Here is a 19,083-nt window from a genome sequence, read left to right as displayed (position 1 = left end):
GGATTGTGGTACCGGGAGGGGACAGGCGTTGTCCGAGTTTGCTGGAGTGGTAAATTACTGGAGTGGCAATTTATAGAAGGGGCTATTTATTGGAGGGGCAAGGCCTGGCTGCGGAAGGCTTCCAGGGTCGAGTTGGGGTTGATCGCCAATTGGGCCATCGCCAGTACCGCCTGGGTGCGGGAGTGGACCCCCAGTTTGCGAAAGATCTCGGTCATATGAGCCTTGATGGTCGCCTCGGTGACATTTAATTCGTAGGCAATTTGCTTGTTCAGCAAGCCCTGGTTGACCATGGCGGCGACGCGAAACTGCTGCGGGGTGAGGCGCGCCAGCGATTCGGCAATATTGAGCTCGGCTTCGTTCGCCGCGGGTGTGTCATCAATGCCTGCCGGTAGCCAAAGGTTGCCCGCCAGGGCGGCAGTCAGCGCCGCCGTCATATCCTCAATGGAAGCGCTTTTGGGCAGGAAGCCACAGGCGCCGTGATCCATGGCCCGGCGGATAATGTCGGGCTCCTCCATGGCGGAGACCACCATCACCGGGATATGGGCGTAGTGCGCGGTGAGAAACACCAGCGCGCTAAAGCCCTCAGCACCCGGCATATGCAGGTCCAGCAGGATCAGGTTGGCGGTTTTGTGAGCCTCGACGGCAGTCTGCAAGCTGTTGAAATCCGCCGCCTCAATCAGTTGGGGCTCGTTTAATTCCCGTTGCAGGGTGCCGCACAGGGCCGAACGAAACAGCGGGTGATCGTCGGCAATGATGATGCAGGGGTTGTTGGCCATGCAATATGTCCGGTTATTTTTATGTCTTCGGCATTCTAACGCCGTTGACGGCAATTCGCCAATCATCAGCAACATCAGACGGCCATTTATTCGGGGGCTTCATTTGGGCAGGAGGCGCTGCCGCGCCTTCGACTTTAGTCTGTATATAGACCAATGGTGAATACCGCAGTGGCCCCGGGTGGGTCGATACTCCATCTTGCAAAGCAATCGAATAACAAGATGGAGAGGGTTACATGAACAATAAACGCAAGAAATCCCTGTTGGCCCGCGCCGTTGCTACCGGTTTACTGGCCGCGACAGCGGTCCCTGTGGCGGCGGCTGCCAATATGCAACAACGGGTGGAAATGCTGGAGCGCGAACTGGCGACACTGAAATCCGAGTTGCAGAAAAAGGAAGAGGTGCAGCAGGCCAAAGGAGTGGAGCTGAAAAAAGGCACCCGCTTCCAGTTTGGCGGCTACATCAAAGCCGACGTCATGTGGAACGACTACTCCGATGGCACCCGTTCTGCTGCCACGGTGGGGGACGACTTTCTGGTTCCCTCGGTGATTCCAACCGGTGATGGCAGGGGCAGTTATGACACAGTGATGGACTCCCACGTCAAGCACAGCCGCATGTGGTTTAAAACCAACACCGCCACCAGTGCCGGCGATGTCATGAGTTATGTGGAAGTGGACTTTAACTCTGGCGGCACCGATGAGCGCCTGACCAACCAGGCTCCCAGTGGACTGCGTCACGCATTTCTGAAATGGAGCTACGCCGCGGACGCGTCACTGCTGGCCGGGCAGACCTGGAGTACGTTCTTTAACGTTGGCGCGCTGCCGGAAACTGTTGATTTTATCGGTCCCACTTCGGGCACCCTGTTTATCCGCCAGGCCCAGGTGCGCTGGACCAAGGGTCTGGGTAACGGCGGATCACTGATGCTGGCGGCTGAAAACCCGTCGACTTCACTCTACGCCGGTGGCGGCATCGTCGGTATGAGCAATGGCCAGCCGATCTACGCCACTGACAACGATTACGATGACAGCGCGGTTCCCGATTTGATCGCCCGCTACGACGGCAAGGCCGGTAACCTGAGTTACAGTGTGGCCGGGGTGATGCGTGAACTCAGTTACGCCGAGGGTAGCCTGGAAGATGACGAGACTGGCCTGGCGCTCAGCGTTGCCGGCACATACGCGTTCGACAATGGCGATGACCTGAAGTTTATGCTCAGCCACGGCAATCTCGGCCGCTATATCGCCCTCAACGCCTTCCGCGACGGCGCCATTACCGCCGACGGTGATATCGCCCTGGGCGACGTGACCGGTGGTTTTATTGCCTATCGCCATCACTGGAATGAGAAGCTGCGCAGCACCATCAGTTACGCCGCCTCCACGGCGGATAACCCGATTGCCGCCGGTCAGGGCGTCAATGAGACTGTCTCCAACACCAACATCAACCTGATTTATTCGCCGACCAAGAGCCTGTCCTTCGGGGCGGAGTATTTTGTCGCCGATCGGGAGCTGGAAAGCGGTGTGGATGGCGACCTGAAGCGCCTGCAAATCATGGGTAAGTGGGCATTTTAACTGTACCAATTGCGCGGCATTTGGCCGTTTGCCACTGGCGTATAGACCATTGTCCAATGGTGACTCAGTCGCAGAAACGGTACAAAGGCAACGTACAACTCTAATAACAACGATTTTCTGACAGGAGGAAAATCATGGCCTTTCAATCTGAAGATGATGCAAAAGCCTATTGGAAAGAGAATGTCAGCTTGATGGTCAAGCTGATGGTGATCTGGTTTGTGGTGTCATTCGGCTGCGGAATTCTGCTGGTCGATGTGCTCAACAACATCCAAATAGGTGGTTATAAACTGGGATTCTGGTTCGCACAGCAGGGGTCGATTTACGTATTCGTGATTCTGACTTTCTACTACGCCAGGAAAATGGGTCAACTCGACCGTAAATACGGCGTCGAAGGCGAATAACCGGGAGCACAATCATGGACTTAAAAACACTAACCTACATTGTTGTAGGTATGACTTTTGCCCTCTATCTCGGCATCGCCTTCTGGGCTCGAGCCGGTTCTACCAAAGAGTTCTATGTCGCCGGTGGCGGCGTTCACCCGGTGGCCAATGGTATGGCGACGGCAGCTGACTGGATGTCGGCGGCCTCGTTCATTTCCATGGCAGGCCTGATTGCCTTTATGGGCTACGGTGGTTCCGTATTCCTGATGGGCTGGACTGGTGGTTATGTGATCCTGGCCATGCTGCTTGCGCCTTATTTGCGCAAGTACGGCAAGTTCACCGTGCCCGAGTTTATCGGCGACCGCTACTACTCCAAGGTTGCGCGCGTGGTTGCGGTGGTGTGCCTGATTATCTGTTCGACGACCTATGTTATCGGCCAGATGAAAGGGGTTGGGGTGGCGTTCTCGCGCTTCCTGGAAGTGAAGTACGAGGTGGGCCTGCTGATCGGTATGGTGATTGTCTTTATGTACGCCGTGCTCGGTGGCATGAAGGGAATTACCTATACCCAAATTGCCCAGTACGTGGTGTTGATTTTTGCCTACACCATCCCGGCGATATTCATCTCCATGAACCTGACCGGTAACCCGCTGCCACAGCTCGGCCTCGGCAGTACCATGTCGGGCAGTGATGTGTACTTGCTCGATCGACTCGACCAGGTGGTGACAGAGCTGGGGTTTGCTGAGTACACCACCAGTGTGCGCGGCAATACCTTCAACATGTTTATGTACACCCTGTCGCTGATGATTGGTACCGCCGGTCTGCCGCACGTGATCATTCGTTTCTTTACCGTTCCCACGGTCAAGGATGCACGCAGCTCTGCCGGTTGGGCGCTGGTCTTTATCGCCATTCTTTACACCACTGCTCCTGCGGTTGCCGGTATGGCGCGTCTTAACCTGCACGAGACCATCAAGCCGATGGGCGGTGAAAACCTGGTGTATGAAGAGCGTCCGCAGTGGTTCAAGAACTGGGAAAAAACCGGCTTGCTGGAGTTCGAGGACAAGAACGGCGACGGTCGTATCCAGTACTCTGCCAACAAGGCAACCAGCGAAATGGTAACGGTTGACCAAGACATCATGGTGTTGGCAAACCCGGAAATCGCCAAATTGCCCCACTGGGTGATTGCCCTGGTGGCTGCCGGTGGTCTGGCAGCGGCACTGTCGACTGCGGCGGGCTTGTTGCTGGCGATCTCTTCGGCCATCTCCCACGACTTGTTAAAAGGTGTGATTGCGCCGGATATCAATGAGAAGACGGAGTTACTGGCCTCGCGCATCGCCATGGCGGTTGCCATCTGTGGCGCGGGTTACCTCGGTTACAATCCGCCGGATTTTGCCGCCGGTACGGTTGCCCTGGCGTTTGGCCTGGCAGCATCCTCGATCTTCCCGGCCTTGATGATGGGTATCTTTAGCAAGGGCATCAACAAGGAAGGTGCGGTCGCCGGTATGATTGCAGGTATTACCGTTACTCTGCTGTACGTGTTCCAGCACAAGGGTATTATGTTTGTGCCGGGTACCGAGTTCCTCGGTGGCATGCCGGAAAACTGGTTCCTGGGGGTTGAGCCTAATGCCTTTGGCGCGGTAGGTGCGGCGATTAATTTCGCTGTGGCATATACCGTATCCCGGGTAACCCAGGCTCCGCCAATCGAAGTGCAGGAGTTGGTAGAGCACATTCGAGTTCCAAGCGGTGTCGCTGCCGCGCAGGACCACTAGGCCCGGGCGGTTAGTTCCGGCAATTACGAAAGGCCCCGGCTAGTGTCCTGACCCAGGACACTACGTTGGGGCCTTATCGTTTTACGCAATAAATTAAAATAAGAAGTCAGGTGGTACGATGAGTATTTTAACGAACAAGCACGTGGTGGTGGCATTGATTGTGACTCCCATACTCGCAGTGCTCGGCTATTTTGCGGTGGATGCCATGGTCAGTGAAGTGCCGCACGCGGCGGTCGCCGGCGGTCGCTACGAACTGGTGGAAAAGCCCAATTGTCGCTACAACAGCGGTGTCTGTGGGCTGAAAAATGGTGATTTTGAACTGAAGCTCTCCACCGAGTGGCGTGAAGCGGGCGGAGCCCAGTTGGTCATGCGCTCCATCTTCCCCCTGCAAGGTGCTCGTGTGGCTCTGGTTGCCGAAGGTGCTGCGGAAAAGCCGGTGCAGGATATGCAGCGCGTCGACCAGCACGGCTTGAATTGGGCGCTGGAGTTACCGTCGCTGGCCCCGGATACGGACCGCCTGCGGATTGTGGTAGCGGCGAATAATACCGTCTACTACGGTGACGTGGGGATGAAGTTTTCCCTCTACAAAACCACCTTTGGTGAGGATTTTCGCCGTTAGGTGGCGTTTGGAACGACAGGTCAGTAAAAATGTGAGCAAGGCACAACCGTATTTGTTTTGCTAACTTGGGCAATAATAATGAAAAGCCGAGCGAGTTTATGGCTAAGGCGGCGCAAATGAGCCCCGAACTGCAGGGCATTCGTGATTTTCTGGTGCAGTGTGTTCCCTTTGACCAGTTGAGCGAAGCGCAGCTGGAGCAGCTGGTGGGGGCTATCGTGATCAGTTACCACCGTCGCGGGCATGTTTTTCACGCCGCCGGCGACGAGGGCGGCCTGCGTATATTGCGCAGCGGTGCGGCAGAGTTGCGAAGCCAGGACGACAGCCTGCTGGACCGGTTTGGCGAGCGGGTCGGCTTCGACTTGAAAGGCCTGGAGCTGGAGCAGTCCGGCGTGCGGGCAACCCTGATTGAAGACTCACTGATCTACCGGCTGCCGGAAGAAAGTTACCGCGCGCTGCGTAAAAAAGATCGGGATTTCGACCGCTTCTTCCACAGCCAGCGCAGTCGCCGGATGCGGCGTGCCGGTATGTACGAGAGCGGCTCCGAAGAAATGATGCAGCAAGTGGGGGACCTGATGACCCGCAACCTGCTGGTAGTGGCGCCGACCACGAGTATTCAGCAGACGGCGCTGCTGATGTCACAGCGGCGCGTCTCCTCTGTGCTGATCCAGGCCGACAGCTCCTTGCTCGGCATTGTCACGGACCGGGACCTGCGCTCGCGGGCGGTGGCCAAGGGGCTCGGTGGCGCGCAACCCATTGCCGAGATCATGACGGCCAACCCGCAAACCATCTCTGCCGACAGCACTGTCTTCGATGCGACTTTGCTAATGACGCGCAATGGTATTCACCATGTGCCGGTGCTCGAGCAGCAAGCCCTGGCCGGTATTATTACCGCATCGGACTTGCTCCTTGCCCGGCGTGATGACCCGGTCTACCTGGTGCAGCATATCGGTCGGCAAGACACCGTGGCGGGTATCAGGGAACACGTCAAGCTACTGCCCGATTTAATGGTGCAGTGGGTCAATGCCGGCGTCAATGCCGCCCGGGTCAGCCGCGTGTTAACGGCGGTCAGTGATGCGGTGACCGAGCGCTTGATCGAGCTGTATGTGGAGGCCAGTGGCCCGCCGCCCACCGGCTTTTGTTGGCTGGGGTTCGGCTCCCAGGGCCGGGCCGAACAGTTGCTGGGCAGCGATCAGGACAATGCGCTGTTGATCGCCGAGCCGGTGGAGGGAGAGGCGGCAGAGTGGTTTACTGGCCTGGCGACCTGGGTCTGCGACGGCCTCAATGAGTGCGGCTACGTCTACTGCCCCGGCAAAGTAATGGCCACCACCGATGAGTGGCGCCAACCGCTGGCGGGCTGGCGGGACACGGTCGACCGCTGGACCCGCAGCCCCACCAGTGATGCGGTTATGCGGGTCAGTATATTCTTCGACCTGCGCTGTATCTACGGTGACCAGGCGCTGTGTGAGCAACTGCAGCAACATATGCTGGCCAAGGCCGGCAGTAACACCATCTTCCTGGCGGCGCTGGCGGAGAACGCCCTGGCCAATACACCGCCACTGGGGATTTTTCGACAATTTGTGGTGGAGCGCAACGGCGAGCACGAGCACCAGTTAAACCTGAAGAAGCGCGGCGTATTGCCCATTATTGATCTGGTGCGGGTGCATGCGCTGGCCCATGGTGTCAGCGCGGTGAATACCATCGAGCGCTTGCAGGCGCTGGCCGACGCCAAGGTGATGTCGATCGAGGACAGCCGCAACTTGCAGGATGCCTTGCGGCTGATTATGCAAACTCGCATCCAGGGCCAGGTGCGACAGTTGACCGCCGGCGTGCCCGCCGACAACTATATCGACCCGGCGGAACTGTCCCGGCAGGTGCGCGGCTTGCTGCGCGATTCGTTTTCGCTGGTGGCTGATGCCCAGCAGTCAATCAAGCTCAACTATCGCGCCGGGCTCTGAAGGTGCGGCAATTACGGCGATTCGCTTACCGCTTGCGCCATTGGCTGCGTCCGCCGGCGGCTGCAGCGCTGGCGCCGTTGCTGGCCTGCTGGCGGGCCGAGGGCAATCTCGCCCAGCTGGACTGGCGCCGAGCTGAGCTGTTGGTGGTGGACGCGGAGATGTCGTCGCTGCAGGTGGCGGCGGGGGAATTGTTGAGTGTCGGCTGGGTGGTGATCGCCGGCGGCGAGATTCAACTGCACAGTGCCAGGCACCTGCTGTTGAAGCCGGAGCAGGGGGTGGGTGATAGCGCCACGGTGCACCATTTGCGCGACTGCGAGCTGGAGCAGGGCATCGAACTGGAGAGTTTGATGCAACAGTTCTTGCAAGCGGCGGCTGGGCGTGCGCTGGTATTTCATCACGCTCCGCTCGACCTGGCGTTTCTCGATCGCAGCAGTCGCCGCTTGTACGGTGCGCCGCTGTTGCTGCCAGTCATCGATACATTGCAGCTGGAGAAGCGGCGCCTGCAGCGCAGCCACGCGCCATTGGTGCCCAACAGCCTGCGCCTGGCCAGCTGTCGGGCGCGCTATAACCTGCCCGACTATCCCGCCCACAACGCCCTGGTGGACGCGCTGGCCACCGCTGAGTTACTGCTGGCGCAGCTGGCTCACAAGGGCGGCGCGATCAGGGTCGGGGCGCTGTTGGGGTGAGTGCTCGCAGGCTGGCCGTCAACACTCCTCGTCGATGATGTGCTGGGCGATACGCAATTTTTCCGCCATTTCCTCGGGAGTCAGAAAACGGTACTCGCCGTTGTCCTTGATGCGGATGCGGGATTTCTCCTGCAGGGTTTTGATGTTCTTGCGCGCCGCTTCGCAGCGCTGTGGGTCGCTCACCGGTTTTGCCGCCGCGGTCTGTTGCGCGTTATCCGGTGCGGCTTCGCTGTCCTGGTCGGCATTTTGCGCAGGGGCCGGTGGCGCCTGATTGTCGCGCACTTCAATCTGGGTATTGGTGGCCCGCACCTTGGTGGCGACGCGGTCCTTGGGCGGGTGGGCGGAGTAGTGGGTGATGCCCTCGTCGTCCTGCCAACGGTAGTATTCCTTGCTGGAGGCCTGCTGGCCCCAACTGATGAGCAGCGCCGCGCTAATGGCCAACGGCATGCCGCGTCGTAAAACTCTCGCAATCATTCTGTTCCTGGCTCCCGCTCGAACGAACTGTATTAACACTAGCATAAACCAATATAGACCATAGAACCCATTGGCTGGCGGGGTGGATGTCAAGATTGGCGGATAAACCGTCATCGGTGCTTATGGATCCGCGCTTTAATTGCCGTAAAACGCCCTAAGCCCTTGACTTTGGTGAGTAAATTGCGAGAATTGCGGGTTCGCTAGATGGCGTGTAGATCGCAGCCGTAACCTCGGTCATTCCGTTGATGCAAGTCCGTATCCGGAATCTACCTCTGGTGAGCCAAACGCTCCCCGAACCATCCCAGTTGCGTAGGCGCGTCCACCGACGCTGCCTGCCCGGTGCGCTGTTGAGTTATCAGGGGCAGTGTTGCCGGGGAAGCATCAGACTATCTGTTTTTAGCAGCTTGCCGAGACTGTTTCGCCCATGGTGCGAGGCCGCGTGATCAACGTCTGGCCGCGATTTAGCGAAACCGCCGCGGCGGGTAATAGGCATTTGAAATAGTTTTAAGGGGATACAAGGTGGAAATGCTCTCTGGTGGCGACATGCTCATACGCTCGCTGCAGGAAGAAGGCGTTGAATTGATATTCGGTTACCCTGGTGGGGCCGCTCTGCATATTTACGACGCTATATTCAGGCAAGACAAAGTCAAACATATTCTGGTGCGCCACGAACAGGCGGCCACCCACGCGGCGGACGGCTATACCCGCGCCACCGGCAGGGTGGGTACCGTGCTGGTTACTTCCGGCCCGGGCGCGACCAACGCCATTACCGGTATCGCCACTGCGCACATGGATTCCATCCCCATGGTGGTGATTTCCGGCCAGGTGTTTGCGGAAAAAATCGGCGAAGACGCGTTCCAGGAAACCGATATGATGGGCATTTCCCGGCCGATTGTGAAGCACAGCTTTATGGTCAAGCACGCCTCGGAAATCCCGGAGATCGTCAAGAAAGCCTATCACATTGCCGCTACCGGTCGGCCCGGCCCAGTGGTTATCGACGTACCCAAAAATACCGTCAACCCGGCGGAAACCTTTCCCTTTGAGTACCCGAAGAAAATCAAGCTGCGCTCCTATTCGCCGGCGACCAAGGGCCACAGCGGCCAGATCAAAAAGGCGGTGGGCATGTTGCAGCAGGCCAAGCGCCCGGTTATCTACAGCGGCGGTGGCGTGGTGCAGGGCGAGGCCAGCGAGCTGCTGATTGAGCTGGCGCGCAAGCTGAACTTCCCGGTGACCAGCACCCTGATGGGGCTCGGGGCCTTTCCCGGTGACGATGCGCAGTTCCTCGGTATGCTGGGGATGCACGGCACCTTTGAAGCCAACACGGCGATGCATCACAGCGACCTGATCCTGGCAGTTGGGGCGCGCTTCGACGATCGCGTCACCAACACCACCGGCAAGTTTTGTCCCAACGCCAAGATCATTCATATCGATATCGATCCGGCTTCGATATCGAAAACCATTGTCGCCGACGTGCCGATCGTCGGCGCGGTGGACAGCGTGCTGCGCGATATGCTGGATATCCTGAAATCGTCGAGCAAGAAAACCGACAAGAAAGCCCTGGCTGACTGGTGGGCGCAGATTGAGGATTGGCGCGAGCGCCACGGTATCAATGTCAAGCCGCGCTACAACACCAGCGGCGACAAGATCATGCCCCAGGACGTGATCAAGATGCTGTACGAGGTCACCAAGGGTGACGCCATCGTCGCCTCCGATGTGGGCCAGCACCAGATGTTTGCGGCCCAGTACTACCCGTTCAAGCGGCCGCGCCAGTGGCTCAACTCCGGTGGCCTCGGCACCATGGGCTTTGGCCTGCCGGCGGCTATGGGAGCGGCGTTTGCGTTTCGTGACAAGGACATTGTCTGTGTCACCGGCGAGGGCTCGATCCAGATGTGTATCCAGGAGCTGTCGACCCTGACCCAGTACGGCCTGCCGGTAAAGATTATCTGCCTCAATAACCAGGCGCTGGGCATGGTCAAGCAGTGGCAGGATATGGTCTACGACAGTCGTTATTCGGAGATCCACTACGAGGATTCGCTGCCGGATTTCGTCAAGTTGATGGATGCCTACGGCCACGTGGGGATTCGAGTCAAGAAACGCGAAGAGTTGCGGGAGAAAATGGAACAGTGCTTTGCCCTGAAAGACCGGGTGGTATTCCTGGATGTCTATGTGGACCCAAGTGAGCACGTCTATCCGATGCAGGTGGCACCGGAGGGATCCATGCGGGATATGTGGCTGAGCAAGACGGAGCGGACCTGATGAGACGTATTATTTCTGTACTCATGGAAAATGAGCCGGGCGCCTTGTCGCGAGTAGTGGGGTTGTTTTCCCAGCGCGGTTACAACATCGAGACCCTGACTGTGGCCCCCACCGAGGATGCAACCCTGTCGCGCCTGACCGTGACCACCATTGGTGACGAGCACAAAATCGAGCAGATCACCAAAAATCTCAACAAGTTGATCGACGTGGTGAAGTTGGTGGACCTGACCGAAGGTTCGCACATCGAGCGCGAGTTGATGATGGTCAAGCTGAAAGCCAGCGGCGCCCAGCGCGCGGAAATCAAGCGTTGTGTGGATATCTTCCGCGGCCAGATCATCGATGTCACCAACACGGTCTACACGGTGCAAATCACCGGTGCCAGTGACAAGCTGGATGCCTTTATGGACGCGGTGGGAGACGCCGCCATCCTGGAGGTGGTGCGCACCGGTGTGTCCGGTATCTCCCGCGGGGAGAAGGTGCTCAGCCTTTAGTGGCGGCACTGACTCCGGTGAGGGTAGCGGTCGCAGTGACGATGGCGCCCCCCGCCTGGCTATGCCCGGGGCCGGTTTGCGTGTTTGCCGCAGCCCGGTCCTGACCAATCAATGCAGCAACAATCTTTCTCCTCCTGGTTTGCCGAATTGGACTGCCTGCTGGCTCGCTATGGGCCCCTCTGGCAGGTGCGATCTTTCGCCAGCCCGGAATTTCCCTGGCGTGACAGCCACCCCGAGCTCGCACAGCGTCTAGAAGAGCTGACAGCGCCGCAGCTGGACGCGCTGGAGCGGAACCCGGACCGGCTGCTGCAGTGGTTGCGCCCCTGGGTGGCCGACGGGCCCAGGCTGCTGCAGCTGGCGACATTGCCGCTGCTGGCCCGGCGCGAACTGGCTATCCCGGCGCGGCTGGAGGTGGGCATTGGCGGCAACAAGTGGCAGCAGATCTGTGACTTTGTCGCCGCTCTGCCGCTGGTCCAGGCGCCGACACTGGAGTGGTGTTCCGGCAAGGGCCACCTCGGGCGCCTGCTGGCGGCGACCCAGGCCAGTGCCGTGACCAGTCTGGAGTGGCAGGCGCCACTGTGTGACCAGGGCGCCCGCCTGGCGGCCAGCTTCGGTCTGCCGCAGGCGTTTGTCCACGCTGATGTATTGCGGCCCGGGGTGGCCGGTGAGCTTGATCGCCACCCGCGGGCAATGGCGCTGCACGCTTGTGGTGACCTGCACACAACCCTGATGCGTCACTGGGCGACCAGTTGCAGTAGCTCGCTGGTGCTCTCACCCTGCTGTTATCACCTTATACGGGATCAGGTCTATCGGCCCATGTCAGCCCAGGCACGAGCGGCACAGGTGCGCCTGAGCCGCGCCGACCTGAGTTTGCCGTTGCAGGAGGTGGTGACCGCTGGTGCCGCGGGCCAGCGCCGACGCCGGCAGCAACTGCTGTGGCGGATGGCGTTTGACGAGTGGCAGCGGGCCAGTCGCGATCGCGATGAGTACCTGCCGCTGGCGGCTATTCGCCAAAGCCAGTTGTCTGGCAGCTTTGTGGATTTTCTCCACTGGGCGGCGCGCTCCAAGGGGCTGCCGCCACCGGCGGCAGCTGGCGCGGACCATTGGTTGGAGCGCGGCGCGCGGCGCGCGGAGCAGGTGCGGCGCATTGAGCTGGTGGGCCAGATGTTCCGGCGTCCATTGGAGGTCTGGCTGCTGCTGGATCGGGTACTGTACTTGCAAGAGTGCGGCGCGACGGTCAATTTGGGTGAATTTTGCGAGCGCCGGCTGACGCCCCGCAACGCCATGATTCTGGCTGCGAAGTCCGCCTAGGCGGGGGCGCCCCATGACTGCCGGGTGCGTGCAGGCCAGTTATCGATATATTTCGCATAAATTAATCGGACTCGGGTTATTCGCTTGCGCGGTTACTACGAACTTGGCCCGATATCCGGTAAAATCCCCGTTTTTGCCATCTCCCAGGAAACCGCACTTGAAATCTGCCGCCCCGCCCTACGAGCTGCGAACCATAGCTTCCCTTGCCAGTCTGTACGCGTTTCGTATGCTGGGTCTGTTTATGGTGCTGCCGGTGCTGATGCTCTACGGCCAGGAGTACGAAGCCAGTACGCCGGCACTGCTGGGTCTGGCGCTGGGCGCCTATGGGTTGTCCCAGGCGCTGTTGCAGGTGCCGTTCGGCATGCTGTCCGATCGCTGGGGGCGCAAGCCGGTTATTGCCGCCGGCCTGGTTATTTTTGCCATCGGTTCCATCGTCGCCGCCGAATCGACGTCGGTCTACGGCTTGATTCTGGGGCGCTTCCTGCAGGGTTGCGGCGCCATTGCCAGTGCCATTATGGCCCTGGTCACCGACCTCACCAGTGATGAGGGGCGCACCAAGGCAATGGCCAGTATCGGCGCCTCCATCGGCCTGTCGTTTACCCTGGCGCTGGTGCTGGGGCCGGTTTTAACCGCCTGGGGTGGCCTGTCTCTGGTGTTCTGGGTGACCGCTGCGTTGGCCGGTGTCGGTTTGCTGATTCTCTACAAGGTGGTGCCCACCCCTTATGTCTCCGCGCAGCGTAACCGGGACAGCGGCGCGGTGCCGGAGCTGCTGCTGGATACCCTGGGCAACCCCCAGTTGCTGCGCCTCAACTTCGGAATTTTCGTCTTGCACTTTGTGCTGATGGCCAGTTTTCTGGTACTGCCGGCCATTATGGAGTCGCAGCTGGGCATTGGGCGCCAGCAACACTGGCAGGTGTACCTGCCGGTCTTGCTGCTGGCTTTTGTGGCTATGGTGCCGCTGATTATCGTGTCGGAAAAAAAGCGCAAAACCAAACCGGTGGTGATCGGGGCGGTGGCGCTGCTGGGGTTGATGGAGCTGGCCATGGTCTGGTCGCAGCAGGATCGGGTCTGGTTTCTGCTGGGGCTGTTTCTGTTTTTTGTGGCCTTCAATCTGCTGGAGGCGACACTGCCCTCGCTGATGAGCAAGCTGGCGCCGGCGGGCAAGAAGGGCACCGCCTCGGGTATCTACTCCACCTGTCAGTTTCTCGGCGCGTTTGCCGGCGGCGCCGGTGGTGGCTGGCTATTGGCCGAGGCGGGCGTCACGGCACTGTTGGGCGCCTGCGGACTGCTGGTGGCGGCCTGGTTAGTGCTGGTGCTGTCTATGACACCGCCACGCTATCTGGCGGGCGTACAGGTGCCACTCAGCAAGGTCGATAGCGCCCGCGCCTACAGTCTTCTGGCGGCTCTGCCTGGGGTTGAAGAGGTGGTGTTGGTGGAAAAAGAGGCGGCCGCCTACCTCAAAGTGGACCCTGCTATTTTCAAGCGCGACAGCCTCAAGGCTATCCTCTAGGAGCCTGTCGGACTTAGGTGCCCGTAGCGAGAGAAAGTCCGATTTGAGTCAGTTTTTAACCATTTTTGAGGCGAATAGTGGTTCTATTTAACGAGAAAATGGTTAACAAATGGCCAAACTCGGCTTTTTCGCAGCAGGGCAACCCTAAGTCCGACAGGCTCCTAGCGAGTCGGTCTAATACATTTTTCGGGGTGGTTGTGAGTGGGTGGCTGGTGTAAGCTCCCCTCTGGCTAAAGTTAACCAGGTCCCGGTGGTAACAGGGCGCAGCGCGAGCGGCGCGCGCCAACAACCGGGCAGTAGAGAAGATTGCGGGAGATACAAGCATGGCGCGGGGCGTAAACAAGGTAATATTAATCGGTAACCTGGGGCAGGATCCCGAGGTCAAGTATATGCCGAGCGGCAACGCGGTGGCCAATGTCAGTGTCGCCACCTCGGAGAGCTGGAAAGACAAGCAGACCGGCCAGCCCCAGGAGCGCACCGAATGGCACCGGGTGGTGTTTTTCGGGCGCCTGGCGGAAATCGCCGGTGAATATCTGCGCAAGGGCTCCAAGGTGTATATCGAGGGGTCGCTGCGCACGAGCAAATACCAGGCTCAAGATGGCAGTGACCGCTATACCACGGATATCATCGCCAGTGAAATGCAGATGCTGGATAGTCGCGCTGACGCGGGTATGGGCGGCGGCGGTTACCAGCCCCAGGCACCGGCCCAGAACGCACAGCAGCCCGGTGGACAGCAGCCGCCCCAACAGGGGCAGCCAAATCGCGCCCCGCGCCAGGCTCCACCGCAAGCACCGGCGCCGGCGCCTGCTGCGCCGGCCCAGCCGCCGCAGGGATTTGACAGCTTTGATGACGATATCCCGTTCTAAAAGCGAGGCGGTTACCCCGGTGCTCGCAACACGGGCTGGAGTTTGCGCCGCGGAACCGGGACTCGGGCAAAGCTGCGGCGCTGAAACCGGTGCTTGCAAACTTGCCGCAGCGGTGACGAATTGCTTTGTGTTTGCGATTGACAAAGTAAAATCGGCAGTCCTTAATTAGGGGCTAAACCGCCGGGCAGTAACCAGGAAAGCCCCTGCATTTGGGAATTTGCAGGGGCTTTCCTGTTTAAAGGGGTTTTCCTGTTTTAAGGGGCTTTCTTGTTTAAAGGAATAGGCCCAAAAGACACCAGTGTCGCGCGTGCGACAATCATTCAGACACTAACGATTGCGGAATTGAAGAGGTTGCAGATTTAACCGTGGCTACCAAAGTACTTATAATTGACGCGGTTTCCTCCCTCGGTCAGGCCATCTACCAGGCTTTTGAAAGTACCACCTTGGCGGTGTTGGCGCCGGTCAGGTCGGCGCTGGACTGGACCGATGCGGCGGCGCTGCTCGCCTTTATACAAACCAATGACGTCAGTATTGTGGTCAACACCGCGGGCTGGAGCGAGGCACCTACTGAGGCGCAGCAGCAGGAATTGGTGTTGACGGCAACGGCCCTGGGTGAAGCGGCCAGGGCCGGGTCTTGCTCGGTGATTCAATTGTCCAGCTATCGGGTGTTCGGTGGTGAGAATAAATCCAGCTACGATGAAGCGGATACCCCACAGCCAATAAGCGCGGCGGGCGAGGCATTTTTGCGCGCGGAGCAGGTGTTGGCGGCGAGCCTGGAGCACTATATCTGCCTGCGCCTGAGTTGGGTGCTCGACATTACTGGCAATGCGATTTTTCATCGACTGCTGCAGGATTTGACCACCCCGGGGCCGGAACTGGTGGTGACCCATCAGCGCCGGGGCGCGCCGCTCAGTGCCATGGAGGTGGGCCGGGTGGTGCGCGCCATGGTGCAGCAAATATTTTGCGGCGCCGAAAACTGGGGGGCGATTCACCTGGCCTCAGGCGACCCCTGTTCGTCAGCCGAGATAACTGAGGTGGTGGCGGAAATCCTTGCTCGCAAGGGGGCGTTGCAACGCGAATGGCGTGCGGAGGCGCTTTCTGTCGAGCAGTTGGAGGAGTTGGGTGAACCGGACAGCGCGGTGCTGACGGTGCGCCGCTGCCGCGATAATTTTGGTTACCAGGTCAAGAGCTGGCGTCAGGGGCTGTCGCACTTGGTTCGCATCTGGCTGGAGCGGCAAAAGGAGAATTGGGATTGAGTTGAACGCTCAATACCCAGCGGAGCGCCGGCTGCAGCGGCGTACCGCTGCGCTCTAGGAGCCTGTCGGACTTAGGGTTGCCCTGCTGCGAAAAAGCCGAGTTTGGCCATTTTTTAACCATTTTCTCGTTAAATAGAACCACTATTCGCCTCAAAAATGGTTAAAAATTGACTCAAATCGGACTTTCTCTCGCTACGGGCACCTAAGTCCGACAGGCTCCTGGCGCGGCGGGTTTTACCGCGGATTGTCATGCAGGGAGGTGTTTTGCAGCGGATAATAATCCCGCATCCAGGTGCAGGCTTCCAGGCGCGAATTGATGCCGAGCTTGCGGTAGGCGCTGTACAGGTGGCTCTTGATGGTGTGCTCACTCAGTGCCAGCCAGTCGGCAATACAGGCATTGGTGTGGCCGGCGTAGATGCACTCGAGGATTTGCAGTTCCCGGCGCGTCAGTTTGGCGGTTTCAGGGTCGATCATGTGGATGCTGGGCGGTCGCCGACGGCGGCTGACAAAGTCGTAGCAGAGGTTTTCCGGCAGTGACATACTGCCGTTGAGTATCTTTTGCAGGCCGGCAAGCAGCTGGCTGGAGCTGTCGCTGCGATAAAAAATCCCCTGTATCTGCGGCCAGTTGATCAATTGCTCGTGCGGGCTTTGGCGCTCGGCATTAATCAGCACACATTTCCGCTCGCGCTGGCTCTGGTGCAGGTAACCCAGCCACTGGTGCAGGCGCGGTGCGGATACCTCGCTGCAATCAAACATCAATAAATAATTGGCGCCGTGCTGGTCCGGCTTGGTGCTGAGTTCGCACTCGAGGTCGAGTGAGGCTTTCAGGTAGGCGCACAGTTCAATGTGCTCGATGCTTCTGGCGGGAGAGAAAATAGTCAGGCTGGTGAGTGGCTCGCTCATAATCGCATCCTTGCTTTTTTTGTTGTGAAGAGTGGTTGCTTGTTATCCGGTTTCCTGTTGGTGGCTTTATGGTAACCGTTTGGCGGTTAAATCAACAAGTCTTTGTGCTGAAAAGTCAAACCTGCGGCCCGAAAAAAACCTGTGGCGGGGTCAAATCCATACCTAAGTGTGAGCTGCTGGCAAGCGAGAGGGGTTGCTGGAGTGGTGGGGTTGGCCCGGCCGTCGGTGGCCGGGCCTGGAGGGCGGGGTTTACGCCTGGTAGCGCTGGAATACCAGGCTGGCGTTGGTGCCGCCAAAGCCAAAGCTGTTGGACATGACACGCTGCAGCTGGACATTGTCCTGGCGCTGCTGGACGATATTCATGTCTTGTGCCGCATCGTCGAGGGTGCCGATATTGGCGGAAGCCGAAATAAAGTTGTGCTTCATCATCAGCAGGCTGTAAATCGCTTCCTGTACGCCGGTGGCACCCAGGGAGTGGCCGGTGAGTGATTTGGTGGAGCTGATGGCGGGCACTTTACTGCCAAACACTTCTCGCACGGCTTTCAATTCCGCGATGTCGCCGACCGGGGTGCTGGTGCCGTGGGCGTTGATGTAGTCCAGATCACCTTCCACGGTGCTCAGTGCCTGGCGCATGCAGCGAGCAGCACCTTCGCCGGACGGCGCTACCATGTCGTAGCCGTCCGATGTGGCGCCGTAGCCAACCAGCTCTGCGTAGATTTTCGCACCGCGGGCGCGGGCGTGTTCCAGCTCTTCCAACACCAGGCAGCCACCGCCACCGGCAATGACAAAGCCGTCACGGTCAGCATCGTAGGCCCTGGAGGCCTTGTCCGGGGTGTCATTGTATTTGGTCGACAGGGCGCCCATGGCATCGAACAGGGCGGTAAGGGTCCAGTGTTCTTCTTCGCCGCCGCCGGCAAAGACCACATCCTGCTTGCCCAGTTGAATCAGCTCCATGGCGTTACCGACACAGTGGGCGCTGGTGGCGCAGGCGGAAGAGATGGTGTAGTTGACGCCCTTGATCTTGAACGGCGTTGCCAGACAGGCGGAAGCGGTACTGCTCATGGTCTGCGTGACCCGATAGGGGCCGACGCGCTTCAAGCCCTTCTCTCGCAGTATGTCGGCCGACTCCACCAGGTTCTTGGAGGAGGCGCCGCCTGAGCCCATGATGATGCCGGTGCGCTCGTTGGAAACCTGGTCTTCTGCCAGGCCGCTGTCGGTGATGGCTTGCTGCATGGAAATATAGGCAAAGGCCGCAGCATCACCCATAAAGCGCAAGCTTTTGCGATCTATATGCTCTTTCAGGTCGATGTCGATGCTGCCCGCAACCAGGCTGCGGAAGCCCATCTTCTCGTACTCTTCCTGAAATTTAATGCCTGAACGACCTTCTTTCAGGGCGTCCAGAACGGTTTCGATATCGTTACCCAGGCAGGAGACGATACCCATGCCGGTGACCACAACGCGTTTCATAAGCATCCTCGATTGTGACTGAGCACCCGTCGGTGTGCGAGTGCTTAGAGGTTTGTTAGAAGTTATCCGTGCTTTGGAACAGGCCTACACGAAGATCCTTGGCGGTGTAGATCTCCTTGCCGTCAACGCTGACGCTGCCATCGGCGATGCCCATAACCAGTTTTCGTTCTATCACCCGCTTGAGGGTGATGCGATAGGTGACCAGCTTGGCGCTGGGGATAATCTGGCCGGTGAATTTTACTTCACCACAACCCAAAGCACGGCCTTTGCCTTCGTTTCCTTTCCAGGCCAGGAAGAAGCCTACCAGCTGCCACATGGCGTCCAGTCCGAGGCAGCCTGGCATCACCGGGTCGCCGGGGAAGTGACAGTCAAAAAACCACAGGCCAGGGTGAATATCCAGTTCTGCAACAATCTCGCCCTTGCCGTATTCGCCGCCATCGGCGGTGATACTGCTAATACGATCCAGCATCAGCATATTGGGGGTTGGAAGTTGGGCGTTACCTGGCCCAAACATACGGCCGTGACCGCAGTCCAGCAGCTCGTCTCTATCGTAGGCGTTCTTTCGGTTGCTTAAATCCATAAAATCAGGACTCTGAGTGGGTGCGTAAGCGGCTGCGCGCGTGCAGCCATAAAAGGTGATCATTCTACCTTTTGCAGTCTGCTTGTCCAGATAGAGATTGTCCAGTGCTGGCATTCACCAAGGGGCGAAAATTGTCTCCAGCCGCGGAAATCCAATAGTTGGTCAGCATATTGCAACGTTCTTGTAGTATCCTAGTGGCCGTTCTAACTGGCACACGAATACACC

17 protein-coding genes are annotated in these 19,083 nt (G+C 58.9%); 12 read left to right on the top strand and 5 right to left on the bottom strand.

The window, feature by feature from the left end; all coding sequences use genetic code 11:
- Positions 1 to 86: 86 nt before the first annotated feature.
- A complete protein-coding gene (locus G8764_RS20730) occupies positions 87 to 776 on the bottom strand; it encodes a response regulator transcription factor (protein ID WP_166167716.1) in 690 nt (229 codons plus the stop codon).
- Between the two features lie 233 nt (positions 777 to 1,009).
- Here G8764_RS20730 and G8764_RS20725 point away from each other — a divergent pair, with 233 nt between their 5' ends.
- From G8764_RS20725 to G8764_RS20700, 6 genes are all read left to right on the top strand, one after another.
- The gene (locus tag G8764_RS20725) at positions 1,010 to 2,338 is read left to right on the top strand and encodes a DcaP family trimeric outer membrane transporter (RefSeq protein ID WP_166167713.1); all 1,329 of its coding nucleotides are present in this window, start codon (positions 1,010 to 1,012) and stop codon (positions 2,336 to 2,338) included.
- A gap of 134 nt (positions 2,339 to 2,472) precedes the next feature.
- Positions 2,473 to 2,739: a DUF4212 domain-containing protein gene (locus tag G8764_RS20720; protein WP_166167710.1), complete on the top strand. Its 267-nt coding sequence runs from the start codon at positions 2,473 to 2,475 to the stop codon at positions 2,737 to 2,739.
- 14 nt (positions 2,740 to 2,753) lie between these two features.
- Positions 2,754 to 4,484, top strand: a complete 1,731-nt coding sequence (locus G8764_RS20715; RefSeq protein WP_166167707.1) for a sodium:solute symporter family protein — start codon at positions 2,754 to 2,756, stop codon at positions 4,482 to 4,484.
- Between the two features lie 118 nt (positions 4,485 to 4,602).
- Complete coding sequence (locus G8764_RS20710) at positions 4,603 to 5,103, top strand: hypothetical protein (protein WP_166167704.1); 501 nt, start codon at positions 4,603 to 4,605, stop codon at positions 5,101 to 5,103.
- A gap of 116 nt (positions 5,104 to 5,219) precedes the next feature.
- On the top strand, positions 5,220 to 7,058 hold the full coding sequence (locus G8764_RS20705; protein WP_243748928.1) for a putative nucleotidyltransferase substrate binding domain-containing protein: 1,839 nt from the start codon (positions 5,220 to 5,222) through the stop codon (positions 7,056 to 7,058).
- A 2-nt stretch (positions 7,059 to 7,060) separates the two neighbouring features.
- Positions 7,061 to 7,744 carry an exonuclease domain-containing protein gene (locus G8764_RS20700; RefSeq protein ID WP_207952007.1) on the top strand — a complete coding sequence of 228 codons (684 nt, stop codon included), beginning with the start codon at positions 7,061 to 7,063 and terminating at the stop codon, positions 7,742 to 7,744.
- An 18-nt stretch (positions 7,745 to 7,762) separates the two neighbouring features.
- Here the strand turns inward: G8764_RS20700 and G8764_RS20695 are convergent, their stop codons facing one another.
- Entirely contained in the window at positions 7,763 to 8,218 is a 456-nt protein-coding gene (locus G8764_RS20695; RefSeq protein WP_166167698.1) for a DUF4124 domain-containing protein, read from the bottom strand.
- A gap of 519 nt (positions 8,219 to 8,737) precedes the next feature.
- Here G8764_RS20695 and G8764_RS20690 point away from each other — a divergent pair.
- The 6 genes from G8764_RS20690 to G8764_RS20665 all read left to right on the top strand — a co-directional run bounded on the left by G8764_RS20690 (position 8,738) and on the right by G8764_RS20665 (position 15,908).
- Positions 8,738 to 10,474, top strand: a complete 1,737-nt coding sequence (locus G8764_RS20690) for an acetolactate synthase 3 large subunit (RefSeq protein ID WP_166167695.1) — start codon at positions 8,738 to 8,740, stop codon at positions 10,472 to 10,474.
- Positions 10,474 to 10,965, top strand: coding sequence for an acetolactate synthase small subunit (gene ilvN / locus G8764_RS20685; RefSeq protein WP_166167692.1), 492 nt, complete (start codon positions 10,474 to 10,476; stop codon positions 10,963 to 10,965). Before G8764_RS20690 ends, ilvN begins: the two co-directional genes overlap by 1 nt.
- A gap of 111 nt (positions 10,966 to 11,076) precedes the next feature.
- On the top strand, positions 11,077 to 12,276 hold the full coding sequence (locus tag G8764_RS20680) for a methyltransferase (protein ID WP_166167673.1): 1,200 nt from the start codon (positions 11,077 to 11,079) through the stop codon (positions 12,274 to 12,276).
- Positions 12,277 to 12,433: 157 nt separating this feature from the next.
- On the top strand, positions 12,434 to 13,786 hold the full coding sequence (locus tag G8764_RS20675; protein ID WP_243748927.1) for an MFS transporter: 1,353 nt from the start codon (positions 12,434 to 12,436) through the stop codon (positions 13,784 to 13,786).
- A gap of 323 nt (positions 13,787 to 14,109) precedes the next feature.
- Complete coding sequence (gene ssb / locus G8764_RS20670; protein ID WP_166167667.1) at positions 14,110 to 14,652, top strand: single-stranded DNA-binding protein; 543 nt, start codon at positions 14,110 to 14,112, stop codon at positions 14,650 to 14,652.
- Positions 14,653 to 15,017: 365 nt separating this feature from the next.
- Positions 15,018 to 15,908, top strand: coding sequence for a sugar nucleotide-binding protein (locus G8764_RS20665; RefSeq protein ID WP_166167664.1), 891 nt, complete (start codon positions 15,018 to 15,020; stop codon positions 15,906 to 15,908).
- A 234-nt stretch (positions 15,909 to 16,142) separates the two neighbouring features.
- On the opposite strand, the gene G8764_RS20660 is transcribed toward G8764_RS20665, so the two are convergent.
- The 3 genes from G8764_RS20660 to fabA all read right to left on the bottom strand — a co-directional run bounded on the left by G8764_RS20660 (position 16,143) and on the right by fabA (position 18,858).
- A complete protein-coding gene (locus G8764_RS20660; RefSeq protein WP_166167661.1) occupies positions 16,143 to 16,811 on the bottom strand; it encodes a LuxR C-terminal-related transcriptional regulator in 669 nt (222 codons plus the stop codon).
- Positions 16,812 to 17,060: 249 nt separating this feature from the next.
- Positions 17,061 to 18,278, bottom strand: coding sequence for a beta-ketoacyl-ACP synthase I (gene fabB, locus G8764_RS20655; RefSeq protein WP_166167658.1), 1,218 nt, complete (start codon positions 18,276 to 18,278; stop codon positions 17,061 to 17,063).
- 55 nt (positions 18,279 to 18,333) lie between these two features.
- On the bottom strand, positions 18,334 to 18,858 hold the full coding sequence (gene fabA, locus G8764_RS20650) for a 3-hydroxyacyl-[acyl-carrier-protein] dehydratase FabA (protein WP_166167655.1): 525 nt from the start codon (positions 18,856 to 18,858) through the stop codon (positions 18,334 to 18,336).
- Positions 18,859 to 19,083: the final 225 nt, after the last annotated feature.

Origin of the sequence: Pseudomaricurvus alcaniphilus (assembly GCF_011440395.1) — a bacterium.
In the GTDB taxonomy this organism is placed as follows: Bacteria; Pseudomonadota; Gammaproteobacteria; order Pseudomonadales; family Cellvibrionaceae; genus Pseudomaricurvus; species Pseudomaricurvus alcaniphilus.
This window is presented reverse-complemented; position numbering and strand designations above follow the sequence as displayed.

What these genes read in the sequence shown, in the direction of transcription:
- G8764_RS20730 (WP_166167716.1), bottom strand. Translation starts at nt 776, where the DNA reads ATGGCCAACAACCCCTGCATCATCATTGCCGACGATCACCCGCTGTTT.
- G8764_RS20725 (WP_166167713.1), top strand. Translation starts at nt 1,010, where the DNA reads ATGAACAATAAACGCAAGAAATCCCTGTTGGCCCGCGCCGTTGCTACC.
- G8764_RS20720 (WP_166167710.1), top strand. Translation starts at nt 2,473, where the DNA reads ATGGCCTTTCAATCTGAAGATGATGCAAAAGCCTATTGGAAAGAGAAT.
- G8764_RS20715 (WP_166167707.1), top strand. Translation starts at nt 2,754, where the DNA reads ATGGACTTAAAAACACTAACCTACATTGTTGTAGGTATGACTTTTGCC.
- G8764_RS20710 (WP_166167704.1), top strand. Translation starts at nt 4,603, where the DNA reads ATGAGTATTTTAACGAACAAGCACGTGGTGGTGGCATTGATTGTGACT.
- G8764_RS20705 (WP_243748928.1), top strand. Translation starts at nt 5,220, where the DNA reads ATGAGCCCCGAACTGCAGGGCATTCGTGATTTTCTGGTGCAGTGTGTT.
- G8764_RS20695 (WP_166167698.1), bottom strand. Translation starts at nt 8,218, where the DNA reads ATGATTGCGAGAGTTTTACGACGCGGCATGCCGTTGGCCATTAGCGCG.
- ilvN (WP_166167692.1), top strand. Translation starts at nt 10,474, where the DNA reads ATGAGACGTATTATTTCTGTACTCATGGAAAATGAGCCGGGCGCCTTG.
- G8764_RS20680 (WP_166167673.1), top strand. Translation starts at nt 11,077, where the DNA reads ATGCAGCAACAATCTTTCTCCTCCTGGTTTGCCGAATTGGACTGCCTG.
- ssb (WP_166167667.1), top strand. Translation starts at nt 14,110, where the DNA reads ATGGCGCGGGGCGTAAACAAGGTAATATTAATCGGTAACCTGGGGCAG.
- G8764_RS20660 (WP_166167661.1), bottom strand. Translation starts at nt 16,811, where the DNA reads ATGAGCGAGCCACTCACCAGCCTGACTATTTTCTCTCCCGCCAGAAGC.
- fabB (WP_166167658.1), bottom strand. Translation starts at nt 18,278, where the DNA reads ATGAAACGCGTTGTGGTCACCGGCATGGGTATCGTCTCCTGCCTGGGT.
- fabA (WP_166167655.1), bottom strand. Translation starts at nt 18,858, where the DNA reads ATGGATTTAAGCAACCGAAAGAACGCCTACGATAGAGACGAGCTGCTG.